General features: G+C 40.6%; 13 protein-coding genes and 1 CRISPR repeat array. Of the genes, 6 read left to right on the plus strand and 7 right to left on the minus strand.

Annotated features, from left to right (window positions below):
* Positions 1-29 precede the first annotated feature (29 nt).
* The 6 genes from N7974_RS16210 (at position 30) to N7974_RS16235 (ending at position 6,887) form a co-directional block, all read left to right on the plus strand.
* Positions 30-1,052 carry an aspartate-semialdehyde dehydrogenase gene (locus N7974_RS16210; protein ID WP_262966622.1) on the plus strand — a complete coding sequence of 341 codons (1,023 nt, stop codon included), beginning with the start codon at positions 30-32 and terminating at the stop codon, positions 1,050-1,052.
* 62 nt (positions 1,053-1,114) lie between these two features.
* On the plus strand, positions 1,115-3,445 hold the full coding sequence (locus N7974_RS16215; protein ID WP_262966623.1) for a type IV pilus assembly protein FimV: 2,331 nt from the start codon (positions 1,115-1,117) through the stop codon (positions 3,443-3,445).
* A gap of 298 nt (positions 3,446-3,743) precedes the next feature.
* On the plus strand, positions 3,744-4,754 hold the full coding sequence (locus tag N7974_RS16220; RefSeq protein ID WP_262966624.1) for an NAD-dependent epimerase: 1,011 nt from the start codon (positions 3,744-3,746) through the stop codon (positions 4,752-4,754).
* Between the two features lie 834 nt (positions 4,755-5,588).
* Positions 5,589-5,792, plus strand: coding sequence for a hypothetical protein (locus tag N7974_RS16225; RefSeq protein WP_262966625.1), 204 nt, complete (start codon positions 5,589-5,591; stop codon positions 5,790-5,792).
* A gap of 156 nt (positions 5,793-5,948) precedes the next feature.
* Positions 5,949-6,644: a hypothetical protein gene (locus tag N7974_RS16230; RefSeq protein WP_262966626.1), complete on the plus strand. Its 696-nt coding sequence runs from the start codon at positions 5,949-5,951 to the stop codon at positions 6,642-6,644.
* 105 nt (positions 6,645-6,749) lie between these two features.
* The gene (locus tag N7974_RS16235) at positions 6,750-6,887 is read left to right on the plus strand and encodes a hypothetical protein (protein ID WP_262966627.1); all 138 of its coding nucleotides are present in this window, start codon (positions 6,750-6,752) and stop codon (positions 6,885-6,887) included.
* A gap of 52 nt (positions 6,888-6,939) precedes the next feature.
* Here N7974_RS16235 and N7974_RS16240 read toward each other — a convergent pair whose 3' ends face one another.
* The 7 genes from N7974_RS16240 to cas1f form a co-directional block, all read right to left on the minus strand.
* A complete protein-coding gene (locus N7974_RS16240; protein ID WP_262966628.1) occupies positions 6,940-7,227 on the minus strand; it encodes a CCDC90 family protein in 288 nt (95 codons plus the stop codon).
* A 672-nt stretch (positions 7,228-7,899) separates the two neighbouring features.
* Positions 7,900-10,270: a CRISPR direct-repeat array (repeat unit 28 nt; unit sequence TTTCTAAGCTGCCTGTGCGGCAGTGAAC).
* Positions 10,271-10,401: 131 nt separating this feature from the next.
* Positions 10,402-10,986, minus strand: a complete 585-nt coding sequence (cas6f, locus tag N7974_RS16245; protein ID WP_262966629.1) for a type I-F CRISPR-associated endoribonuclease Cas6/Csy4 — start codon at positions 10,984-10,986, stop codon at positions 10,402-10,404.
* Between the two features lie 3 nt (positions 10,987-10,989).
* A complete protein-coding gene (gene csy3, locus N7974_RS16250) occupies positions 10,990-12,024 on the minus strand; it encodes a type I-F CRISPR-associated protein Csy3 (RefSeq protein ID WP_262966630.1) in 1,035 nt (344 codons plus the stop codon).
* 12 nt (positions 12,025-12,036) lie between these two features.
* Entirely contained in the window at positions 12,037-12,918 is an 882-nt protein-coding gene (gene csy2, locus N7974_RS16255) for a type I-F CRISPR-associated protein Csy2 (protein WP_262966631.1), read from the minus strand.
* Complete coding sequence (gene csy1 / locus N7974_RS16260; RefSeq protein ID WP_262966632.1) at positions 12,915-14,165, minus strand: type I-F CRISPR-associated protein Csy1; 1,251 nt, start codon at positions 14,163-14,165, stop codon at positions 12,915-12,917. The genes csy2 and csy1 overlap by 4 nt, the downstream gene beginning before the upstream one ends.
* 247 nt (positions 14,166-14,412) lie before the next feature.
* Positions 14,413-17,715: a type I-F CRISPR-associated helicase Cas3f gene (gene cas3f / locus N7974_RS16265; RefSeq protein ID WP_262966633.1), complete on the minus strand. Its 3,303-nt coding sequence runs from the start codon at positions 17,713-17,715 to the stop codon at positions 14,413-14,415.
* A complete protein-coding gene (cas1f, locus tag N7974_RS16270) occupies positions 17,712-18,659 on the minus strand; it encodes a type I-F CRISPR-associated endonuclease Cas1f (RefSeq protein WP_262966634.1) in 948 nt (315 codons plus the stop codon). The genes cas3f and cas1f overlap by 4 nt, the downstream gene beginning before the upstream one ends.
* Positions 18,660-18,821 lie beyond the last annotated feature (162 nt).

Raw genomic sequence — 18,821 nt, forward strand, 5'->3', positions numbered from 1 at the left:
TTTCGGCTTTAACAAAAGGGTATTAATAAATGAGTAAAGTTTATAACGTTGCTGTTGTGGGTGCAACGGGTGCAGTAGGTGAAGCCATACTGTCAATTTTAGAAGAGCGCCAGTTTCCCGTAGGCGAGGTTTATGCGTTAGCCAGCAGTAATTCGGTAGGTAAACGTATCCCCTTTAAAGGTGGTTCGTTAAGAGTAGAAGATTTGGCAACTTTCGATTTTTCAAAAGTGCAAATCGGCTTGTTTTCGCCAGGCGCGGCTGTTTCAGAAATATATGCCCCCAAAGCTGCTGCTGCAGGCTGTATAGTAATTGATAACACCTCACAATTTCGTTATGACGATGACATTCCTTTGGTGGTACCTGAAGTTAATCCCGAGAAAATAGCCGATTATAAAAATCGCGGTATTATTGCCAATCCAAATTGTTCAACGATTCAAATGTTGGTGGCATTAAAACCTATTTATGATGCGGTAGGTATAACCCGAATAAATGTCTGTACTTATCAGGCTGTTTCGGGGACTGGTAAAGAAGCCATCGAAGAATTAGGTAAGCAAACACTTAATCTGCTTAACTTGCAGACAATTAAATCCAGTGTCTATCCAAAGCAAATTGCCTTCAATGTTTTACCGCAAATTGATGTGTTTATGGATAATGGTTATACCAAAGAAGAAATGAAGATGGTTTGGGAAACCCAAAAAATATTGGGTGATACTACCATTATGGTTAACGCAACTGCCGTTCGAGTACCGGTTTTTTATGGTCATTCTGAAGCGGTACATATTGAAACTGGGGCAAAGATTACTGCTGAAGCGGTTAGGGTACTGCTGGATAAAGCGCCCGGAATAACCGTTATCGATGAGCGAAAAGATGGTGGTTATCCAACGGCGGTAACCGAATCCTCTGGCCATGATGATGTATTTGTCGGACGTATAAGAGAAGATATATCACATTCACAAGGCATTGATTTATGGGTGGTGGGTGATAATATTCGAAAAGGTGCGGCATTAAATAGTGTGCAAATAGCTGAGCTACTGATAAAAGATTATATCTAAGCTACTATTGACGCTGTATTTGATAGTTGAAATATGAGGTTATAGCAACAAACAGGTTTACGATGAGTCACTCTTACAATTTAGCCAAGGCTTTAACATTATTATCTTTATTGGTTCCGGCCAATGGATATCCGTTAGGTATTGGTGGAATTAAATTACATTCTGCACTTAATCAAAATCTGGATGCGGATATTTCATTAGTGATATCCGCAGGTGATAAAGCTTCTGACATAAAAGTAAATTTAGCACCGCCTGACAAGTTTGATGAAGCAGGTATTCCTTGGACACCTTTCTTGTCAAAAATAAAATTGGCAACAATAATCGGTGCTAATGGTTCAGTCATCATAAAGCTTAGCTCAAAAGAAGTTATTAAAGAGCCTATCCTGAATTTTCTGCTTGAGGTGAATTGGCCAAAAGGTAGTTTGTATCGAGAATTTACCGTGTTGCTGGATCCTCCGATAGTCTATAAAAAGACGCCTGTTTTTATACCGGATAATCATGAGAGCTATCAATCCGAACAGCTTGATAGTCCTCATTATGAACCAGTTACAAGTGAAGCATTAAGTTATGGCCCCACCAATAAAAACGATACACTGTGGAAAGTTGCTGAAAAAGCCGCTAAACAGTCAGGCGTTTCTGTAGAACAAATGATAGTAGCTTTGTATGAAGAAAATCCTGATGCATTTTACAAGGAAAACATGAATGCCTTGGTGACTGGAAAAACACTAAAAATTCCGGAACGAAAGAGCATTTTAAAATATTCACAAAAACAGGCTATAGCCGAATTCAACCGACAAAAAAAATCTTGGCAAGACCGTTTAAAATCCGCTGCTGTTGTTACACCAGAACCCGCTAAACAGGAAACACCAGAAAAACAGTTAACCTTAACGGCTCCTACAGAAGACAATACCCCTGAAAGCGTAACTATAGCGCCAGAAAATGAGCCGATAACCGCTAAAAAACAAGTTCAAATTGATCAAGTTGATGACACGACACAAACTATTGATAAAGAAATTATCACTGTTACTTCCCCAATAAATGATGCGCTACAAAGTAAAGTAACCGAGCTTGAAAAACAACTGGCTATGATGCAACAAATACTGGCTGTAAAAAACCAGCAGCTGGCAACTTTACAAAGCCAGTTTCAAGAAAAAACGGTTAGTGAAACAATGCCAGCACAAGCCGATATTATCAAGCCAACCAGCCCAAAACCGGCTCCCATCGTTACCAAACCACCGATAGAGCCAAAACGTGAAGAAGTAATACCATCAATAAATACCTATTACCTATGGTGGGGGATTGGCACTGTGGGCTTATCTGTATTGGGATGGCTTTGGTGGAGAAAACGCAAGCTTAATAACCAAAGTGCTTACGCTGTAATAAACAAGGATGAAATATCTGAGTTTATTCCAACTTTTTCTACACACAATGAAAAAGAAAGTGCAAAAAATACTGATGAAGATGGTAAACATCCTTTTTTTAGTGAAATTACCTTTGGTAATTCTGATACCTCTGATAGCTATCAGGGTGAAATAGACCTTGTTTCCGAAGCTGATGTTTATTTGGCCTATGGACGATATCAACAAGCAGAAGAAATTATGCGTGATGTCATTAAAGAGCAGCCTAATAATGACGAATACAAATTAAAATTGCTGAAAATATTTTATTTGAATAAAAATACCTATGCTTTTGAAACCTATGCCAACGAATTAGCTAAAACCGGTAAAAACAACGATGCTAAATTTTGGTCAGCAGTTAGTGAAATGGGCCTTGAAATTTGTAAAGATTCAGCATTGTTTTTTTCTGGAATAGATAATGAAGCACAACAAGAAAAGTCAATCCTTGAAAAGAAGCTGATAAAAGAACCTTATTTATCCTCTTTTGAAAAAATAGATAACGATAAAAATAAAGATAGTCTCGAAGCAGCCGATAATTTATTGGATTTTGATTTTATTTCAGATTCAGAGGGTGTTGTAAATGAACAGACAAATAACGAGTCCTTAAAAAATCCAGAGTCGATGGCTGTAGATATTAAAGAAAATACTGAACTTGAGTTGTTTGATTTTACTGTTGAGTCCGTTAGCACAAATAAAGTCAACGATAGTGGCAAAAATGATACTACTGTTATAAAAAAGTCGGATAAAAATCTTCCTTCAACTGAAGAAGAATCAGATAACTCATTGGATTTTTATCGTGATTTCGATAATAGCATTTTTTATGAAGATAAGATTGAACCAAGTTTAAATAAAGATAATGTTACTCAGCAGAATAATCTGACTGATAGTGATGAAATGGATACGAAGCTCAATTTGGCAAATACGTATAGTGATACCAAGGATCTGGATTATGAAATATTCGAAAAAGATACGGAAGAACAAACAAACAAAAAGTAAGGTAGTTATCTCGGGCAACAATAAAGCCGTTGCCTCATCTACAAAGCTACAATTGATCTACCGTATGGCCATAGAGCAAACAATAAGCAGCATAGACAAAGCGGTAATGTGCCCATCAACTGGCAATAGCGCATGATGCGAACAAGGATATCTTTGCTCATCTTTTCGAGGCTTTTCAATTTGCCAGACACAGGTAGGGTGCCTAAAAACCATTGACAGAAATTATAACTAAACCGAGAGGACATTGATTCTTCAATGATTTCGTTTTTAGTTAATTATTAAATTTAGGAGCATATTTTTGAAAGTATTAGTAACAGGAGCCGCTGGTTTTATCGGTTCTGCATTGGCTATTCGTTTATTAGAACGCGGGGATGAAGTTGTAGGGGTAGATAACCTTAATGATTACTATGATGTTAATTTAAAATTAGCCAGATTGGAACAGTTAAGGGACTATAAGAATTTTAAATTTATCAAGCTTGATATTTCAGATAGAACTGCAGTGCATGAGCTTTTTAGCCATGAAAAATTTCAGCGAGTTATGCATCTGGCAGCTCAAGCAGGGGTTAGATATTCAATAACAAATCCTCATGCTTATATAGATTCCAATATTATTGGCTTTATCAATATCCTGGAAGGATGTCGACATAATTCTGTAGAACATTTGGCCTATGCATCGTCAAGTTCTGTTTATGGCGCTAATACCCATATGCCATTTTCTGCTCATGATAATGTCGATCATCCGGTTTCTCTCTATGCTGCTACCAAAAAATCAAATGAATTGATGGCGCATACTTATAGTCATCTTTATCAATTGCCGACAACCGGCTTGCGTTTTTTTACTGTCTATGGACCTTGGGGAAGGCCTGACATGTCATTATTTATGTTTACGCGTAATATTCTTGAAGGTAAACCCATTGATGTCTTTAATTACGGCAATCATCGTCGAGATTTTACATATATAGATGATATTGTTGAAGGTATAATCAGAGTACTTGATAAACCGGCGCAGCCAAATGTTAACTGGACCGGTAATCATCCTGATCCTGCTACCAGTCTTGCTCCGTACCGTATCTATAATATAGGTAACAATACTCCAGTTAATCTTTTAACGTTTATTGAAACACTGGAAAAATGTTTAGGTAAACAGGCTATAAAAAATTTATTACCCTTACAACCAGGAGATGTTCCTGATACTTATGCGGATGTTGCTGATTTAGTTAATGATTTAGGGTATAAGCCAAACATGTCATTAGAAACGGGTATCAGCAATTTTGTTGAATGGTATAGAAGTTTTTACAAGATCAATTAAAAAATAGTTTTTAAGCCTATAAAGCCGTAGAGATATTTAACAACGCACCAACCGACAGTTTCTTGATGCTGGTGCAAACTCCGGATTTAAAAACCTGTTTACTATAGACTTTCAGATAAATAATTTCGATGCTAACGGATAACATCCCTTGAAGGGATGTTATCCGTACGGGCTCAAAATTTAATGTAATGGAAATTTAATTTCTGAAAGGCTATAGGTGATATTTTAACCAATATAAACAGGTTGGCGTGATTACAGTTCATTATTTTGGTCACTGTTAATATTTGCAGGATTTTTATTACCAGCAAATAGTTAAGCTAATTATCTAAAAATAGATAACCAGTAATAGGGCGGATATTATCTGCCAGAACATAATCGGCAAATAATCATTAATTTAACATAATATACATTATGCGAAGTCTTATTAGGTTATTTAGTTATGTCTATTCCTGCCGTAACTTGACCTGATTTATCCTGTAGATCTTCGAAAGCAAATAGCTACCTGATGTTGTTTAGACTTTATCCCAATACGATTACTTTAAAAGCTGTTATCTATCCGTAGAGAAATTATTGATCTGAAAATGTTTCTGTATAAAAGTCTTAATAACCTGAAATTGTTTATTGCCGGTTCTCCACATAAAGCATCAATGACTAATGACAAGTTTTACTGGTTAAATAAACCTGGGTTATGTCCTGTTTTATCCTCGCTGTTATGCAGCACTTGGTAAAAGTGTTTTTATAAAATATACATGGCCTTATTACTGTTGTTATAACGCTGGCCCGCCAATAGCCAATCATTTACCGAGACGTGAAAATCGATAATCTTCACGTGTTTTGCTGATACCACGACGTGGTACGTCGATACCATCACGTGGTACGCCGATACCACGACGTGATACGTGCGTACCATCACGTGGTACGCTGATACCACGACGTGATACGCTGATACCACGACGTGATACGTGCGTACCGTCACGTGGTACGCTGATACCACGACGTGGTACGCGCGTATCTTCACGTGGTACGCCGGTTTCTTAAGACAAAAAGCATTTATCTCGGGGGTTTTACTCTGACACTTTACCCAAAATGATTATTTTCTAAAAAAAATAGTGTTTTTTAGTGGCAATTAGCGCATTATTTATCCGCTGATAATTTTACTAGACACTTATTCTTCATTATAAAAGGATACCTACCATGCCCAACGCGACAACCATTCCTCGCAGTGACGCCGGTAAACGTGCGCTACTGCAACATTTAAGCAATCACTTGACTAATTACGTCACCATTTTGGAAATAACGCCTGCCGATTTGACGCAGGTAAAGACCGGTTTTGATTGGTTCGATTATAGCCTTAAGCTCGAAGATGCCACGCAAAACTATACCGATGCCATTTTTGCTTTTAAACGTGTGCTTCGTGACGGCCCCAAAAGCGCTGCCATTAATCTGCCGGCAGCACTGGTGTTGATAACGCCACCGGCTTCTGTGCCTTATGCTGATATTTTTGGTTTTCTGGGTGCCTTAATTGTCCGTATTAAAAGGCATAAAAATTACACCGAAGCCATTGGCAAAGCGTTACATATTATTGCACCACAAAGTCCCGGTCAGGATACAGCAACCTTGCAACCTACTTTGACTTATGATTTTAAAGGCAACCATCCGATCTTATACTGGAAACACAAGGGTACTGAAGCGTTAGAGTTGGAAGCCGATCATGGTACCGGCACTTTCAGTTTACAGACCATTAAAATATCAACCAGTTTTGAGGACACGACCCCCCTGCCCTTATCTGGAACTATCGCATTATGGAGATACCGTGCCATTTACCATATCCGCGACGAACAAGTAGGACAATGGAGTCCGATTCTGGAAATCATGGTTAAAGGCAACTAAAAAATCAATTTGTTATGCTGTTGTAATCATTAATATAACGTCAAGCCACTCCCGGCAATTATGCCGGGAGATACGGATTTTTAATACTGCTTTAGCTGAAACACCTTGGAACAAGCAAGACATGATTATGAACTTGATGACCTGTCTATCAAGCGAGACCTGAAAGAATTGGAATTGACGCTAACTGTCAAGATTGCCGAAACCAAGGCCGACTTAATCCGTTGCAGAGAGTATTACAAATAACGATTATCGCAGGTTTATTACTTATGCCAGCTATTTTTTCATAAATTTTATCTTAAAGTAATTTAACTAGAGCAGCAACAATACCTATTGATACGGCAATAAGGCTACCAAGCTTTATAATTAATCGCTGCTCAAGCTGTATAAGTCGCATATCCATATCTCTGCGTAGATCGTTAATATCCCTGCGAATATCATTAATATCATGCTGCGTGGCTAACTCAGCCTCCCCTTGCGCTTCTTTAAATGCTTCTGAAAATGCCTCTGCCTGGCTTTCGGTTACTCCTGCTTCTTTCAGTGTTCGTATAAACTTATGCGTATCAAAAGTTATCGTTGCCATCATCTTACCTATCAAAATTAATACCGAAAACCAAAGCCAATTTACGCTACAAACCCATTAAAATCTATATATAGATAATAAAACAACTGGTGCTGATGTACAGCTAATGACCGGACACTGGCTAAAATTGCTGGTGAATGGTTACTTGGGTTCATCCTATGGATCTTAGTTTCAACGCGCTCCCGGCGATTAAGCCGGGAGATACCGATTTTTAATACTGCTTTGATTAATTAGATATCAAAAAATAATTTCAATTATTAGGTGGATAGATAATTATGTTTTGTAAAGCATTGGTTAATGCATAGGAAAAAGCTTATAACTCCAAAAAATTGCACTGGAGATAGAAATCTATAAGCCATTAAACTAAGGATCGAAGATGAGAGGTCGGCAGTTCCTCTATCCCTGGTTTACTTGAGTCCACCAGTTGACCGGACGCCGATTTTCCGGTCGTCATCTTCGATTAAGGTTTAGTATAAATCAAAAACCATGAGCAGCGCCGGATTCGAACCGGATAATGCAGGCATGGGCGCATACAACCATTCCCATTGGAAACAACTCCTCATTGAATAACAGTTTCAGCTTTTAACCTGATAATGCCGGATGATGTAATGTTGCACTTCTAAGTTTCTGTGCGGCAGTGAACTAATCGGTGTAGTTGAAAGGGCATGGTTAGTTTTTCTAAGCTGCCTGTGCGGCAGTGAACCTGGGATATATCCAGCATTGCAAAAGTGTTCATTTCTAAGCTGCCTGTGCGGCAGTGAACTAGAAAAGTACTTCTCTCGTTTCCCTTTAGATTTTCTAAGCTGCCTGTGCGGCAGTGAACCTGGGATATATCCAGCATTGCAAAAGTGTTCATTTCTAAGCTGCCTGTGCGGCAGTGAACTAGAAAAGTACTTCTCTCGTTTCCCTTTAGATTTTCTAAGCTGCCTGTGCGGCAGTGAACATTTACTCAAAGGCCAAGAAATCATGGTTAGCTTTCTAAGCTGCCTGTGCGGCAGTGAACGTACCAGTCAACAAGTTCTAAATCCGTCTACCTTTCTAAGCTGCCTGTGCGGCAGTGAACTGATAAAAGTTACCCAGGTTCCTCACATTGTTTTTCTAAGCTGCCTGTGCGGCAGTGAACAATTAAACGAACAACCAGCGGAAACCAAAGACTTTCTAAGCTGCCTGTGCGGCAGTGAACCGCTCGGTGGTCTGGTCGTACCCAATATGAGTTTTCTAAGCTGCCTGTGCGGCAGTGAACGGCGCTCAACCTTCTGACGCTGTCAGTGGCTTTTTCTAAGCTGCCTGTGCGGCAGTGAACTAATGCCTACTTTACATTATATTATAGTAAACTTTCTAAGCTGCCTGTGCGGCAGTGAACGGCGCTCAACCTTCTGACGCTGTCAGTGGCTTTTTCTAAGCTGCCTGTGCGGCAGTGAACTTTATAATGATCGTAATATCTCGCTAAAATCTTTTCTAAGCTGCCTGTGCGGCAGTGAACAGCCGTTGAAGTAGATCCCGAAGGCGCATATTTTTCTAAGCTGCCTGTGCGGCAGTGAACCTCTGCATAGAGATTACAGCAGCCCTTCTATTTTTCTAAGCTGCCTGTGCGGCAGTGAACACAGATGAAAGGAATACGAACTAAACAGTTCTTTTCTAAGCTGCCTGTGCGGCAGTGAACATGGGTTAATCGCTACAGACCTATTAACCGAATTTCTAAGCTGCCTGTGCGGCAGTGAACACAACCAGAATTTTTAGCTGAGATAAATTTCTTTTCTAAGCTGCCTGTGCGGCAGTGAACCCCATCAATTCAAGTAAGGCGTTCCCATGGCTTTTCTAAGCTGCCTGTGCGGCAGTGAACCACATTAAGTGCGCATAGAAGAGTTCCGGGAATTTCTAAGCTGCCTGTGCGGCAGTGAACGTAATCCAGTATTTATTAATCCCCAATACGTATTTCTAAGCTGCCTGTGCGGCAGTGAACGTGCCGACTGTGCCGGACGTTGTTGTTCTTGTTTTCTAAGCTGCCTGTGCGGCAGTGAACATTTTTCAGCAGATATCCGGCCTTCTTTTTTTTTTCTAAGCTGCCTGTGCGGCAGTGAACTTAAAGTACGGTGAATCAATCTTTGTTATGCCTTTCTAAGCTGCCTGTGCGGCAGTGAACTATCTGTGTAAACAGTTTTTTGTTTTCTTGTTTTTCTAAGCTGCCTGTGCGGCAGTGAACTTAAAGCGAAAAATGATGCTATTTTTTCATGGTTTCTAAGCTGCCTGTGCGGCAGTGAACGAAACCAGAATTTTTAGCAGAGATTAAATTCTTTTCTAAGCTGCCTGTGCGGCAGTGAACGAAAATATCGAAATGTACGCGGCAAATGACTTATTTCTAAGCTGCCTGTGCGGCAGTGAACAGCCGGTTTCGGGGCAGTATTCTGCCGGAGCATTTCTAAGCTGCCTGTGCGGCAGTGAACGAATGGTCATTCAGTACCGCGAACTCTTTACCTTTCTAAGCTGCCTGTGCGGCAGTGAACCCGATTCAAAGCCCGGATTAACGCCGGGTGATTTTCTAAGCTGCCTGTGCGGCAGTGAACGAGGCTGAGAGCTACAGATTTGATATTGTCGATTTCTAAGCTGCCTGTGCGGCAGTGAACACCGTCAGTGATTTCTTTTTGTTTTCTTTCTTTTTTCTAAGCTGCCTGTGCGGCAGTGAACGTACAAGCCAGCAACCGAACTATCAATCATGTTTTTCTAAGCTGCCTGTGCGGCAGTGAACTTCTTGCCAAATCCAGCAGCTTATTAACCTCTTTTCTAAGCTGCCTGTGCGGCAGTGAACACCGGATAAATGGGAGAAGAAGCCTTCAAAGATTTCTAAGCTGCCTGTGCGGCAGTGAACCAGTTCCCAAGTCATCAATAAAACGCGCTTTGTTTCTAAGCTGCCTGTGCGGCAGTGAACGTATTGAGTACGACCAGACCAACGCGCGACAATTTCTAAGCTGCCTGTGCGGCAGTGAACAACAGCGCACGGAACAGCACCGCAAGCGTAAGTTTCTAAGCTGCCTGTGCGGCAGTGAACTGACGTTGGAAAACCTTAAAGCCAGTTGCATAGCAGTATACAGGAGATTTAATGGCTTATACCCTTCCCCAAAATCACATTATGCAACTGACTGATTTTTATAAATTTTTAAAGAACGTAAAAAACTTGGGTTAAAACTCGGGTACGGTGGATACGGCACTTAAACCATAGCTGCTGAATGCCATAGCAGATGGTTCTGTGACTACGGTTTTTTTAATCCACAAACAAAACTCATTACCACTACTTAAACTTTGTAAATGAATAAAAGGTGCCGTTATGGTTTGTTGTGCCATCTTGCCATAGCATTTCAGCGCTGTGTCATAGTCGACTTTGTGCTTTTTGGCATAGCGCCTGGCCAAGCGTTCTTTGCTGGTTTTAGGTTGTTGGCGTTGATAAATGGCATATCCGGTAACTTTTTCCGGCACCGGACGAATGCCGGTACAATGCACGTAGTCACTCAGTCGAGATAACCATTGAGGGGCATTGAATTGGCTAAGTGTTACTTCATCTTTAGCTAATAAGCGCAATTTTCCACCTAATAGACTAAATTTTTCACCTGTTATATATTCGGGAAATGATAGTCCAATCGGCACACGGCCTTGTTCGTCCTGCATTTCAACCAAGCCCAAGTGGATTTGTTGGAATACTTTTGACCAAAGGAAATGTTGCCCAACTTCTGGATTGGGCAATAGCGTGATTTCCAAATAGAACTTCATGATTTAGTCCTTGCCGCTTTCGCCAAACACGCCGCCACGCACCAATACTGCCATCACATAATGTTCATCTTCTTTTTTGTCCAGTGTTTCACCACAGGAAAAACGGTCAAATAAAGTAAAAAAATCGGCTTTGGCTTTTGGATTACGATAGGCTGTACCTAAATTAGTAACTGCACCATAAGGCTCTATAGCTATAGGATTTTGGGTTTCCGTGTAAGCTGGATACCATGTATCTACGGTACGCAAAGCATTACCAATTTTTTGCGAGTGCATCCCTGAGATATTGTTGATGTGATATAGAATTTTGCTTTTTTTATCTTTTGCTGTGCTTTTGTCCAATACCAGTTCTTCACTGGGATAGACATCCTGGGCAAATCCCACTTGAGCAAAAGCACTAATATCTAGTAGTAAGAAATCTTCTTTCCCCGATAAAGCATTGGCGATTTCAGTTGTCAGTTCTTCTATGTCGGCCGATGTAATTTCAAAATCACGCAATCCAATTTTTGCTGCATTAAATGTCCACGTTTTATCTGACTGTTGATTAAGCTTTTTAACTTGCACTTCAATATGTTCCGCTCCCACACGATTTCGCCACAAAAAACGCGCATTGGCAATATTAATGGCGTAACGTTTTGCTAATTCCTTAAAGCCTTCTGCATTAATGTAGTCATTGGCGGCTTGGCTGTAGGTTTCATTAAATGCTTTGTTGTTACAAGCAGACGGGGTTTGTACGCCACTTAACACTTTAAGCGTGAAATGCAGTTTCAACGTATCTTGATTTTCTCCTAACGCACAACTATCAACTCGTTGTAAGTTGGGTTTTTCGACTTCGGCGTTCAGTTTTAATGGGTCATCTTTGATGGCGGGTTTAAGGCGGTTAGAGATGGTGCCGCGCACTGATTTTTCGCGTAATAAAAGTGGTTTGCTTGCTTCTGATTTATTGCGTTCTTGCCATGTTGTTCCATACATAAAACCATCTGAAGGGACAAGTTTCTTTTCAAAAGCCAGTACCGATGCAATATTTGAATTTTTAGCCATGAGGTTTTTTCCTTAACTATGATTAATGGGTTGGTTTTGTTGGCAAAGATAGAGGTTGCTTTCTGCATCGACGTGCGTGTGCCAAAGCATATTATCTAAGTTGTCTATACGATAGGGCATGATAAATTCGCCTAAGGTAACAATGCTTTCGGCAAAACGATGAAGTGTGTCGGGGTCGCGCTGGTTTTCAGCAAAGCCCAAGTCGCTGATACTATGAAAACCAGTGGCAATCGGCACAATCCAGCCCTTGGTTTTGCGGCTAGTTGTCCATGTGACTTTGCCTTTATCATCGATTTGACTGGTGTGTTTTACGGTTATGAAGTCCAGCAAGGCATCAATGGCATCTTGTCCGTCTGTCATGGCTTGCTGCATTAAATCACGGCGTTCAACCAAACAAAAACCTGGCATGAGTTTCGTTATAAGTTGTTTCTGGTTTTCTAAGTCAATTTCAAAGGTTTCAGATGGTTTGGCTGTTACTACATCGCCGCCTGCAAATTTCAATTTACCTTTTATAAGTTGGTCAACGTGTTCCGTTAGATCTTGGTCATAATCACAGGTGTATTCAATGACTAACGAGACGGTTAAATGACAGCGGGCTTCTTCGATAAACGATGGGCGATTGCCTGATTTATCTAGCGGATTTCCTGTGCCGACGATTGAATAAACAAAATCGCTGTTACCTTTGTGGGTTTGCAGGTTAATGTCGTGACAAACTATGCCAACGCTTTTGAAATCTAAATCTTCAAAATCAACATCGCGCGTTTTAAGCTGCCGTTGCAAGGCGTGAACAGCCCCTAGCCAAGCAGTCATCGCAGGAAAGCCAATGGTGTATGGACTGGATAAGGCGTTGGCGTTATGGATTTGAATATAGGGAATTAACAGAATGTTTTTCATAATAAGACAGTCTCGCATTCTTCAATTAAGCGGATAAAGTGCGGCTTGTATTTATCATCATCAATAGATAACGCTTTATCGCCTTGGGTTGTTTTGTAACTATTAGAAAGCCAACGTGCCAGCGCTGTTTTTATGTCATCTTGCCAATCGGTTTGCTGTTGCCGTATTTCTTTATACGCTTGGTCTAACCAGATTTTTTGCTGTTGCGACAGATTTTGATAGTTGTCCGATGTTGACCAACCTGCATCTAAGTAGCGGATTTGCCAGAGTTTGTCAGCGACTTGATAAATGATGTTTTTAATTAGCCAATCGCGCTGATTTCGCACATAGATATTATTGGTATCACTACTTAATTGTTTGTGCAGCTTGTCAAAATCTTCCAGAAAGTCCTTTAGTCGTAAACTGTTGCTGAAAAAATTAATTTTAGGCGGGTTGACACTGCGTTTTTTTAGTATCGGCGGGAGGGATTCAAGTAGATACGCTGTGCCATAGTTTTGGCTGTTTAAGACGCTGATATTTTGCGGTTTAGTGCCGCCAAAGCCGATAACAGTTAATGAATAAATTTCAGCCAGTTCATTGTCATAAGGTTGGTTGTTTTTCTTCGCTTCTCTCGCCGCTTTTGCCTCTTCAGAAAACCGTAGTGTATTAATACGTTGTTTGAGAGTGAACATTAAACTTGAGGGGGTCAGTATGGAAAGTAGGTGATAGTTATTTTCTGAAACAGGAAAATAAACCTGTTTCACGATTGCACTGGTGACAACTTTATCGGTATCAGTCGATTTAATAGCTAATAAGGAAGATGCCAATTCTGTAAAGCTTGAAGCAGGCAAGGTAAATTGTTTTTGGATAGCAGGGGTTGTTTGTTCTAAATGACTGAGTACAGTTTGCCCATCTACCAAAACCAGACTTAAAAATTTATAAACATCCATTGCCGCAGCATTACCAAAAACATCCAGTTGCTCTGTCATATTGCCTGATCGAACGAAACCATCTGCATTTTTTACCGCTATTGCAATTATGGAGCTGGTTTTTGCACTGGGATGACTAAATTTGGCGGGATGACTGACTAATGATAATTGTTTGGCTCTTTTTGCTGCATCGGGCAACCAAGTGACCAGCGTAAACAGCTCATTAGCTTCTTGCGTTAGTTCGCTTTCCTGTTCTGCCGTGGTTTTAGTATCGACTTTCTTTTTTAACCAATTTTCTTTGCGTTCATTTAAAAACGCCTGTATTGCAGGATCAAGCATAAGGTCTCCTTAAATTTTTGAATTAACGATGACACGGATCGCAGTTTAATCCTGTATAAATACAAAATCAACCATTACATACTTTTTTAAATAAAAAAAATCTGTCTACATTGAGCAAAAACAAGAAAATTAAAGTAAAATGCTTGTTCTGTTGAACAAACAGCTTAGAAAATTACATACTTTTTTTGTAGTTCACTGCCGCACAGGCAGCTTTAATTCACAAAACCTGACAGGTTTTAAAAGCCTGTCAGGTTTCATGCAAACCAAATTGACTGGAATAGCTAAAATGTAAATTGTTTATGTCCATGTGATACTGAGGAAAATTAGCCTCTCCATACGCTTGTGCGGCTGCTTGCAAATTTGATTTAGGCGAGTTTTTCAATAAAACACGATAATCCCGCCATAACCATAAACGTTTTTTTTCGAACTCTGTTAAATCTTCATTGTGGACGATGCCATAAGCGCTTTCTTTACCAATCCACTCGCCCCAGTTGTCTTTTTCTTTAAAATTAAAACATCCATCCTCAGGAATTAAAAACAAGGTCAGTACAGGCATACTTTTCCTAAATTTGATATATTGTTGCGGTTCACCGGTTAGCCACCAGCACGACCTAATCCAGCCGGATAAAGATTCAGGGCCTTGTTGACTGTAATTAGTTAATAATTGTTGAATGCAGTGATGTTCCAAATCAACCAGGTTTTTTTGGGGTTGCAAGGTCTCAGGCTTGGTAATACGTGCGGTCGCATCTAATCTTGTTGCAATGGCTTCAACGTCGAGCAGTTGTTTTAAGTCGTGCGTTACTAAACGGTTTTCTTTGGATTCATACCCAGGATAATGAAAAACCACGTCTTTTCCGTTTAGGCCTTTTAGATTGTATTGCAACAACGCCATATTGCTGGCGGCTAACTCTAAGGTTAGCTCCCTATGGCGCATGATACGGCCTGCCAACTGTATGAATGAACGGTAAGAAGACGGCTCAACTACTGCCCAGTCAAAATCATGATCACGCCCAACCTCTTCAACTGGCGTCGCTAGCAGAATAAAAATGACATTTTTAGCCTTAATTGTCTTTAAATGCGTCCGAATCTGCGGATTATTAAGCGTATGCTTTGGATTACTGGCAGTTCGTTTTAATACCGAATCCAGATGTTTTTCCTGTTCATTGCGCATAATCAACACTTGCTGGCTATGATAGGCCATCGCCCTTATTTCAATATCATCAGGCCAAGTTGCATTGAGTAAGTTGCGGGTTAGTGCAATGCATGGCTTTATATTGGCGATTCGCACGACACCAAAACTAACTTGTTTGCCGGTATCCTTATCGATTAAATGATGTTGTTGATGTTTTTCAATAATTGCCGCTTGTATGACTTGAGCAAAATAGTCGTCAACCGTTAGGTTTTGTTCGGTAGCTTGCTCAGGCGAGCAATCAACGATAGCGGCTTTACGTTTTGCCGTTTGCTTTTGTAGTGCTAGATTACGTTTATTAACAAATTTCTGATGAGCGGCTTGGTAAACAGCCATTGCCTGCGCTTCTTTTTGGCTTTCAAACGTCGTCACTTGGGTGGAATATTCATCAACCCAAGCACAGCCAATAAGTTGGCTTTGTTGCCGCATCGTTGCAAAGATAGACCAGCCTGATTGATAGGCATAATAATAACCTTCCGCCAAATCAGGCGGAATAGTTGCCGAAGAAATCATCACCTTTCTGCCTAACATGCCCGCTAAATGAATCAATCGACCGATAGCGATTAAATCTTCACCGCTAAAATCATCAATTTCATCAATGACTAAGTCAGATGACATTAAACGCAACGTTGGCAAGATATAGCGTCCACCGCGCTGAGTTTCAGTTACAGACATAAGATGGTCTATGGTGCAGCTCAACACAGGCGCGTATAAAAACTGGCGGTCTTTGGTGGTTTTTAAGGCGGTTTTTAACCAATCATCAGGGAAGTCGCACTCAAAATACAGTTCATTATCCAGCAGGGTTTCTTCAGATTCTGAACCCGTTGCTTCTCGTTCTACGTCATTTTTTTCTTGTTCTTTTTGGTCATGTAATTCCAACACAGCGCGTGAGCCAATTAACACCGCCAGCTCATTGTTTTTTAAACCAATCCGTTCGCGGTATTCATCGCCGGTTTGCAACGTTAAAGTCCGCAAACCTAATGCCAGGACATAACGCAGACTGTCACCATCGGGCGATAAAGCTCGCATGATTTTGGCATTGGCAAACGTCTTACCTTTGCCGGTGCTAGCCATGTTGACAGCAAAGAATCCATACTGATTTTTATCAAGTAATGTGTTTTGTTGACGCCATTGGCTAATTTCTTTGACAGCTTTATCTTGCCATTCAAAGCTTTGTTTACTATTTTGCTTTAACGGCTTTACGTCATAAACCCGCTCCAACTCATCATTTATACCTTCCAACATCGGTAAAAAATGGGCGGCATGTAGCGCGTGTTTGGCGACACCTAGCAAATGCTCATCTAAGGTTTGTTTGGGGACTCTTTTTTTATTGCTGTCCCAATCAGTATTGGCATAAAGGGCCAATTCACGATTTTTTAGGCGATTAACATCGTCTATCTTTAATGATGAATAGTAATGGTCACCCAACATTAACGTGAGTCGGCTGTGCAGAAGAATCAATCGCCAGCTTCCGTCGTTGATCGTTTGTTCCAATAATGGTAATTGCGAATGTAAGCGAGCCGCCTGTTTTTTACATTCTTTTAGCCAACTTACAGAGTCGCTGGGCAAGCCTTTTGGATAATCAAAACAACGAGGCAAATTCTGCTTGAAAATGGTGTCATCAAAGTTATTTTCATAGCCCCAATTTTGATGGATGTATTTAAACACACGGCTAAAATTCTCTGCTGATTTACCTGCCGTTTTTTTAAGTGTTGGTAAGCGATGATGCGAAACAATCAGCCAAGCCAATATACTCGCGGCATTGGGTAACTCATACAGAGGATTTTTAGCTCTCTTAAGTACTGTTTGCTTTAGGTCTGTTATATTAAATTCGCCTTTTATCAGCCGATTTAGCCATTGCTCGTCTTCTGTTTCGCCATTGATGTAAGCATTGAAAAACAGCACTGAAATCCATTCATGCCGTAATGGGTCGCCTGTTTTTTTATTTTCCTGAAGTTTCGCTTGAAAATATTCTGAAGCTTTGCCCCAATCATGAAAGAGGGCCGCCAATGCGGTCAGGCTTTTTATTAAAGGTAAGTACAGCCAATCGTTTTCCCATTGGCTATTCATCATATTTTTCCGAGTACTATTTACCGGCACTATCCCTTCTGCATTAAACCGTTTACGATTACCCACTACCCAAACCAATTCACTCCGGCTTCTGGAGCGTAACCAATGGCAAGAGACGGCGGTATTTTTGGTCGCGGTTTTTCGTAACAGGGTTTTAACGGCGATTAAGCCGTCTTCGGTAATGATGGTTTGCCAGGTGTTATCACCAATGCGATTGGCGAAAGCATCCAGTACGCGGCGGGTTCGGTTGAGGGCTTTTTTTTCGCATTGGCTGACAAAGGTGACCATCATAACCAGTCATCCCGCAGGGCTTGTTGTTTGACTTGATCAAACATAAAATCCAGGGCTTTGTGTTCGGTAAACTTTTGTAAAATTTGTTGGCGAAATTCTTGTTCGGTGGCTTTTTCTTTGGCACTGATAAAAGCCCAGGGTAAAACTATGGTGTCTTTAATAAGGTCAGCAACATCAAAGACTAACGCGCCCCGTCTGGTTTTACCGTGCATAACGGCAAAACCGTGGGGAATGCCCAATACCCATAAGGTAGTTGCAGCCAGGCCATAGGCCAAATAGTTGCCGTGGTTTAAAAAACCATTGGCCAGATCGGTGTTTTCACGTTCCCTGACAAAATCACTGAGTTTGGTGGTTTTGGCGGCATAGCGATACAGTTGTTTGGTGAGTACGGCTTCGCGTTGCAACAGATCGCCGACTTTCTGGGCATTTTGTATTTGTTCGGTATAGGCTTGTAATGCGCTGTTAATTTCAAGGTCATCAACAAAGAAACCTTCAGCTTTTAGATCACGGTCTTTTGCCCAGATACTTTTTAAGTAGCTGATGCGGGCATCCTGAAAAGCTTTGGCTACAGTAAGCCGTTTGCTGTCTTCAAACCAAAATTTTAACCACGCCTGCACATATTCTGTCGGTCTATATTCATTTTGCGGTGTTAGCCATTCAATTTCGCTACCGGAAAATAATGGTGACCCTCCCCCACCACAAAAACCAACCAGTACACCTGCACTTGCCAACATGCGCATGGCGGCTTGTGTTATCGAGGTGCCGGTTCCCAATAAAATAACGGTAGTATTGGCAATGGGGATATTCCAGTAATAGTTTTGGTCTTTCGCTTCCGTTAAATAAAGCACACGGCCATCTTTTTGCATCACCCGACATTTTTCCAGGTAATAAATATTGGCACGTTTGGAATGTAATATCGCTTTTAAATCAGTCAATTGTTCCATTAATCGTGGCCCTGATGGTGATTAAGAAATAGTTATAGTAATTTAATAAGTTTAATTAATTTTTTGGATTATCTGGTTTTTTTTTCAAAATAGCTAAATATACTAAAAATTATATCAGAAACATAATGGTTTCTGTCCCTTAAAAAAATTTAACCCTTCCGG

The organism is Methylobacter psychrophilus, assembly GCF_025583945.1.
Lineage (GTDB): Bacteria > Pseudomonadota > Gammaproteobacteria > Methylococcales > Methylomonadaceae > Methylobacter_C > Methylobacter_C psychrophilus.

What these genes read in the sequence shown, in the direction of transcription:
- cas6f (WP_262966629.1), bottom strand. Translation starts at nt 10,986, where the DNA reads ATGAAGTTCTATTTGGAAATCACGCTATTGCCCAATCCAGAAGTTGGG.
- cas3f (WP_262966633.1), bottom strand. Translation starts at nt 17,715, where the DNA reads ATGATGGTCACCTTTGTCAGCCAATGCGAAAAAAAAGCCCTCAACCGA.
- N7974_RS16210 (WP_262966622.1), top strand. Translation starts at nt 30, where the DNA reads ATGAGTAAAGTTTATAACGTTGCTGTTGTGGGTGCAACGGGTGCAGTA.
- csy3 (WP_262966630.1), bottom strand. Translation starts at nt 12,024, where the DNA reads ATGGCTAAAAATTCAAATATTGCATCGGTACTGGCTTTTGAAAAGAAA.
- csy2 (WP_262966631.1), bottom strand. Translation starts at nt 12,918, where the DNA reads ATGAAAAACATTCTGTTAATTCCCTATATTCAAATCCATAACGCCAAC.
- N7974_RS16215 (WP_262966623.1), top strand. Translation starts at nt 1,115, where the DNA reads ATGAGTCACTCTTACAATTTAGCCAAGGCTTTAACATTATTATCTTTA.
- N7974_RS16240 (WP_262966628.1), bottom strand. Translation starts at nt 7,227, where the DNA reads ATGATGGCAACGATAACTTTTGATACGCATAAGTTTATACGAACACTG.
- csy1 (WP_262966632.1), bottom strand. Translation starts at nt 14,165, where the DNA reads ATGCTTGATCCTGCAATACAGGCGTTTTTAAATGAACGCAAAGAAAAT.
- N7974_RS16230 (WP_262966626.1), top strand. Translation starts at nt 5,949, where the DNA reads ATGCCCAACGCGACAACCATTCCTCGCAGTGACGCCGGTAAACGTGCG.
- cas1f (WP_262966634.1), bottom strand. Translation starts at nt 18,659, where the DNA reads ATGGAACAATTGACTGATTTAAAAGCGATATTACATTCCAAACGTGCC.